This window comes from Pseudomonas sp. A-R-19 (assembly GCF_019956575.1).
GTDB lineage: Bacteria > Pseudomonadota > Gammaproteobacteria > Pseudomonadales > Pseudomonadaceae > Aquipseudomonas.
Window position 1 is genome coordinate 1 of record NZ_JAHBDR010000006.1, and the last position, 5,746, is coordinate 5,746.

The 5,746-nt window shown below is 59.7% G+C and carries 4 protein-coding genes; all 4 read right to left on the bottom strand.

Annotated features, from left to right (window positions below; translation table 11 throughout):
- Nucleotides 1-1,445: aldehyde dehydrogenase family protein (locus KGA88_RS00155; protein ID WP_223588115.1), on the bottom strand; the 1,445-nt coding region annotated here is incomplete at its 3' end.
- A gap of 126 nt (nucleotides 1,446-1,571) precedes the next feature.
- Nucleotides 1,572-2,399 (bottom strand): phosphonoacetaldehyde hydrolase, encoded by an 828-nt coding sequence (gene phnX / locus KGA88_RS00160; protein ID WP_110662077.1) that lies wholly within the window; start codon nucleotides 2,397-2,399, stop codon nucleotides 1,572-1,574.
- Nucleotides 2,400-2,438: 39 nt separating this feature from the next.
- On the bottom strand, nucleotides 2,439-3,782 hold the full coding sequence (locus KGA88_RS00165) for an MFS transporter (RefSeq protein WP_223588120.1): 1,344 nt from the start codon (nucleotides 3,780-3,782) through the stop codon (nucleotides 2,439-2,441).
- A gap of 277 nt (nucleotides 3,783-4,059) precedes the next feature.
- Entirely contained in the window at nucleotides 4,060-5,226 is a 1,167-nt protein-coding gene (locus KGA88_RS00170) for a 2-aminoethylphosphonate--pyruvate transaminase (RefSeq protein WP_110662075.1), read from the bottom strand.
- Between the last annotated feature and the right edge of the window lie 520 nt (nucleotides 5,227-5,746).

Genomic DNA, 5,746 nt, shown 5'->3' on the forward strand with positions numbered 1-5,746 from the left:
TTGTGGGTTTCACGGCCGACGCCGGACTTCTTGTACCCGCCGAACGCGGCGTGCGCCGGGTACAGGTGGTAGCAGTTGGTCCACACACGACCGGCCTTGATGGCGCGGCCCATGCGGTAGGCGCGGTTGATGTCGCGGGTCCAGAGGCCGGCTCCGAGGCCGAACTCGGTGTCGTTGGCGATGGCCAGGGCTTCGGCTTCGTCCTTGAAGGTGGTGATGCTCACCACCGGGCCGAAGATTTCTTCCTGGAACACGCGCATCTTGTTGGTGCCCTTGAGCAGGGTTGGCTGGATGTAATAGCCGCTCGCCAGGTTGCCCTCGAGCTTTTCCACCTTGCCGCCGGTCAGCAGCTCGGCGCCTTCGCCCTTGGCGATTTCCAGGTACGAAAGAATCTTGTCGAATTGCTGCTCGGACGCCTGGGCGCCGACCATGGTGTCGGTGTCGAGCGGGTCGCCACGTTTGATTTGCAGGACCTTCTTCATCACCACTTGCATGAATTCGTCGTAGATCGACTCCTGCACCAGCGCGCGAGATGGGCAGGTGCAGACTTCGCCCTGGTTGAAGAACGCCAGCACCAGGCCTTCAGCGGCTTTTTCGATGAAGGACGGTTCGGCCTTCATGATGTCTTCGAAGAAGATGTTCGGTGACTTACCACCCAGCTCCACGGTGGACGGGATGATGTTTTCGGCGGCGCATTTCATGATGTGCGAGCCGACCGGGGTCGAGCCGGTGAAGGCGATCTTGGCGATGCGTTTGCTGGTGGCCAGGGCTTCGCCGGCTTCGCGACCGAAACCCTGGACGATGTTCAGCACGCCGGGTGGCAGCAGGTCGCCGATCAGTTCGACCAGCACGGTGATGCCCAGCGGGGTTTGCTCGGCAGGCTTGAGCACCACGCAGTTACCGGCGGCCAGGGCCGGGGCGAGTTTCCAGGCGGCCATCAGGATCGGGAAGTTCCACGGGATGATCTGCCCGACCACGCCCAATGGTTCATGGAAGTGATAGGCGGCGGTGTGTTCGTTGATTTCCGCTGAGCTGCCTTCCTGGGCACGGATGCAACCGGCGTAGTAGCGGAAGTGGTCGGCGGCCAGCGGGATGTCGGCGTTAAGGGTCTCACGCACGGCCTTGCCGTTGTCCCAGGATTCGGTGATCGCCAGCAGTTCGAGGTTCTGTTCGATGCGGTCGGCAATTTTCAGCAGCGCCAAGGCGCGGTCCTGCACCGAGGTCTTGCCCCAGGCATCAGCGGCTGCATGGGCAGCGTCCAGCGCCTTTTCGATGTCTTCGGCGCTAGAGCGGGGGAATTCGGCAATCGGTTGGCCATTCACTGGCGAGGTCGTGGTGAAGTACTGGCCGTTGACCGGTGCGACAAACTCGCCACCGATGTAATTGCCGTAGCGGGACTTGAAGGAAACGACGGCACCGGGAGTGCCAGGATGGGCATAGATCATGATGAGGTTCTCTTGTTGTTATCGGTTGAACAGGCGCAGGCCCGTATCGATGCCATGCAATGCAGAAGGGCCGTAGTCCAGCTGTCGCTGGCCGCTTTTTCGGCGGCCAGCGATAGCTGGAACCTGTCAGCAGCCCTGCGGAGTTTCGCCGCGCGCCAGACGGGCATTGATGTCGTCAATGACGGCCGGCAAATCGACGATGGTGTCGATCAGGTAGTGCGGGCGCGAGTCCTTGAACATCTTGATGATGCGTGTGCGCTCTTCGGCCAGCTCCTCCAGGGACAAGTCCTTGAACTCCTCGTAGGTCAGGCCCAGTGCGTTGCCGGAGCAGGTCAGTGCGACCGTCCACATGCCCGCGCTGCGGCCTTCGAGGATGCCCGGCCAGGTGTCGTCGACCTTGACGCAAGCCGCGACGTCACTGATGCCCAGGGCAATCACGTTAGCCAGGGCTTGCGCAGGATGTGGCCGGCCGTTGGGCACTTCGTCGGTGGCAACCACATGATCGGTGACGTAACCGTTCTTGCGCGCCAGTTCCACGACCTTCTCCATGACCACGGCCGGGTAACCCGAGCAGGAACCGATTTTCAGGCCCTTGTCACGCACGGTCTCGATGGCTTCCAACGCGCCGGGAATCAGCGCTGAGTGCAAGGCGATCTTCTCGATCTGCAGCGGCATGAAGCGTTCGTAGAGGGCGGTGACATCCTCGTCCGTCGGCAGGCGACCAAAGGCTGCGTGATAGCGCTCGGCGATCTGCGGCTCGTTGCACAGCGTGCGGATGTGGTCCCACTTGCCCATGCCCATCGGCCCACGGGCTTCTTCCAGAGAGACCGCAACGCCGAACTCGGCAAAGGCTTCGACAAAAATCTGCGTCGGGGCGAAGGAGCCAAAGTCCACGACGGTGCCTGCCCAGTCCAGTACCACGGCTTGCAGTTGATCAGGTTGTTGGTAGTGCATGGTGATTGCTCCAGTGATGGGGAGATTGGACGTTCGGGTTCAGGAAGTGGTGCCGACGATGACCGGCTGTATCGCCAGCGAGTCGACCGACTTTGTTTCCAGTGTTTTCGGGCGGCTGTTCCAGAAGGGCACCAGCATCAGGCTGGCCAGGAGCGCAGCGCCGGTGAAGACCAGGAACACGGTGATGGTGTCGAAGTAACCTGGCAACAAGCCGCCGAGGATCGCGCCTATCGAGCCGCAGCCATTGACGAAGCCCGCGGAGGAGGCCGCGCCGTCCTTGCTGCCGAAATCAATGGCAGCCGAGCCGCTGATCATCGAGTCCGGGCCGTAGAGGGTCATGCCCATCATGAACAGCAGGCCGACCACCATGTAAAGACTGCCGCTCTGCATGGCGGGAACGAACAGCCCCAGGGAGATGGTCAGGACAACCAGACTCAGCACGCAGGCCGGGATACGACGCGCGCCGAAGTACTTGTCCGATGCGAAACCGATGAGGATGGGACCCACCAGGCCTGCCAGTTCAAACGCCGTAGGGACGATGGCGGAGGCCACTTTGCCGATCTCGGGCATGCGCTCGTAGATGATCACCGGGCCCCACAAAAGAATTGCATAGCGCGCGGGCTTGAGCATGAAGTAGGCAAGACCGAGCACCAGCACGGTGCGGTTTTTCATCACGGTACGCAGACCGGCCCACAGGCTTTCACGCGGGACGACGACATTGCTGACAGGCTCGATTTCGATCTCGACGGGAGGCAGGCCGACGTCCTCCGGCCGGTTGCGTTGCAGGAAGTAGAAAAGCACCGCTACCACCAGCACCACGACAGCACTACTGATGAACGCCAGACGCCAGTCGTGGTATGCGCTATAGGCCCACCAGCCGGCAAATGGGGTGGCGACCAGCCCGCCGAATGCGTAGCAGGTACACCAGTAACCCATCACGCGACCACGTTCGCCGGTACTGAAGAAGCTGCCAACGTTCTTGCACAGGCCCGACCAGCCGGTGGATTGGGCAAGACCCTGGACCAGCATGCAGGAGACGAATATCGGCAGCGTGGCATAGGTGCCCATGAGCAGCGCCGCCAGCGCCGAGATGACCAGGCCGCTGAGTACCACCACCCGCGGTCCGAAGCGGTCGGCAAAATTGCCCCAGAGAAACTGGCCCACGGCGTAAGCGGTCAGGTAGAGCGCATCGAGGTTGGCCATCATGGCCTTTTCGAGCATGAAATTCGGGTCCTCGCCAATACCCAGCTTGGCCACGGAAAACGCCTTGCGGGTGAAGTAGAACGCGGCATAGGCGAACCAGGTGATGAGGAAAATCTGCAGGCGCCAACGCTGCAATGATTTCCACCCGGTCGCGAGAGGACTTGTGGTGTTCTTGTTCATGGAGTTCTGATCCCGTATGAGGTGCCAGACAGCGCAATTAATTGGTTTTTGTTTTTGTTTTTGGTGCAGAAGACCTGTCCACGCACACGCCATCGTCTGGATGGCCGTGTGGATGGCGTCAGGCTTCATGAATTAATGAATTGCTGTGATCGCTGACTCCTGCCCGGCATTGCCGAGCGATAAGTCACCGCATCCATTGTTTAAAAAAAGATCCCCGCCCAAAGGTGCTACCCATTGCACCTGTGCTCGAATCGGCCGGGACCTTTAAAGGGGTCGATCAGGCTGCCGGCTTTTGCATGTCGACGTTCATCGCCAGAAGGCTGTCGGCGATGGCGCGCAGCAATTGGTGGACGATGTGTTCGTCGATCTGGCCGATGCAGCCGATGCGGAAACTGTCGGCTACCGTCAATTTGCCCGGGTAGATGATGAACTGACGGGCTTTGAGCTCATCGTAGAAACGCTTGAACTCGAAATTCGGATGTTCCGGACTGAAGAACGTGGTGATGATCGGCGACAGCCAACGATCTTCCAGCAGGGTCTTGAAACCCAGCTCGCGCATGCCTGAGACCAGGACATCGCGGTTGCGCGTGTAGCGTGCCAAACGGCCGTGCACACCGCCTTCTGCGCTGTGTTGTTCCAATGCCTTGTGAAACGCCACCACGCTATGGGTCGGAGGCGTGAAGCGCCATTGGCCGGTGCGCTCCATGTAGGTCCATTGCTCGTAGATATCGAGGCTCAGCGAATTGGCGCGACCCTTGGCGGCTTCTATTACAGAGCGGCGGATGATCACGAAGCCAAAGCCTGGAATGCCCTCGATGCATTTGTTGGCCGATGACACCACCACGTCAAAAGCGATGTCGTCGATGGTCAGCGGCACGGCGCCGAAAGAGCTCATGGCGTCAATGATCAAACTCTTGCCATGCGCCTTCACCACATCGGCGATTTCGCGCAATGGGTTGAGGATGCCGGAGCTGGTTTCGCAATGAACGAGAAAGACATTGGTGACGTCGGGGTTGGCCTTGAGCAAGGCGTCCACTTCCTCGGGTTGCGGGGGCAGGTAATCGCCCTTGTCGAGGGTGATGAAGTCACGCCCCAGGTATTCCAGGGTCTTGGTGGCACGCTGGCCATAAGCGCCGTTCATCAGCACCAGAGCCTTGCCGTCTCTCGGGATGGCAGTGGCCAACGCAGCCTCCACCGAGTAACTGCCGCTGCCTTGCAATGGCACGCAGGCGAAGCTGTCATCCTCGACGCCGGCCATGCTCAGCAGATGCTGGCGAACTTCAGCGGTCACCTGGTTGAAAGAAACGTCCCATGAACCCCAATCGCGCAGCATCGCTTCCTTGGTAGCCTTGGACGTGGTCAGTGGGCCTGGTGTCAGCAGGTAGGGTTCACCCAGGGCGGGTGTTGCCAGGGCATGGGTGGTGGGAAATTCAGCTTTGGTCATGATCTTCTCCGGCGATGTTGTTTTTGTGGGGAGTGATGCATGGCGCAATAAAATCACTTAAAGAAAAATAATTGAAATCGATTAATCACATGTCATAAATAAGCTGAGCTTATGGGCTTGTCGTCTATAGCTGCACTGACGGGTAACGCCCCTCCAGCCCTTCTGGTGGTGCCCGAGCCGCTGGTGTGTGCACCGTCGGTCGCCTTTCTCCTGTGCAGGTTGACCTGACGCCAGAAAGGGCTAGCTTTCACTGGGTGGGAAAATTTCCCACGTAGATGATTAAGGATAATCGTAAAGCTTGCTCCCATGCCGCCTTCGGATTGCAACGCGAATCGCGTTGACACGGTTCGCGGTCAATCTCCAGGAGAATGCACGATGAATACTTACCTGCTGTTCAAGAAAGGTTTACTGGCGCTGGCAATCGGTGGCGTCCTCTCGGCTTCCGTCGTTTTGGTCCCGGATTCCATTTCCCATGACTCCAGTGCCTATGCCAAGGATGGTGGTGGTGGTGGTGGTGGTG

What these genes read in the sequence shown, in the direction of transcription:
- KGA88_RS00170 (WP_110662075.1), bottom strand. Translation starts at nt 5,226, where the DNA reads ATGACCAAAGCTGAATTTCCCACCACCCATGCCCTGGCAACACCCGCC.
- KGA88_RS00165 (WP_223588120.1), bottom strand. Translation starts at nt 3,782, where the DNA reads ATGAACAAGAACACCACAAGTCCTCTCGCGACCGGGTGGAAATCATTG.
- phnX (WP_110662077.1), bottom strand. Translation starts at nt 2,399, where the DNA reads ATGCACTACCAACAACCTGATCAACTGCAAGCCGTGGTACTGGACTGG.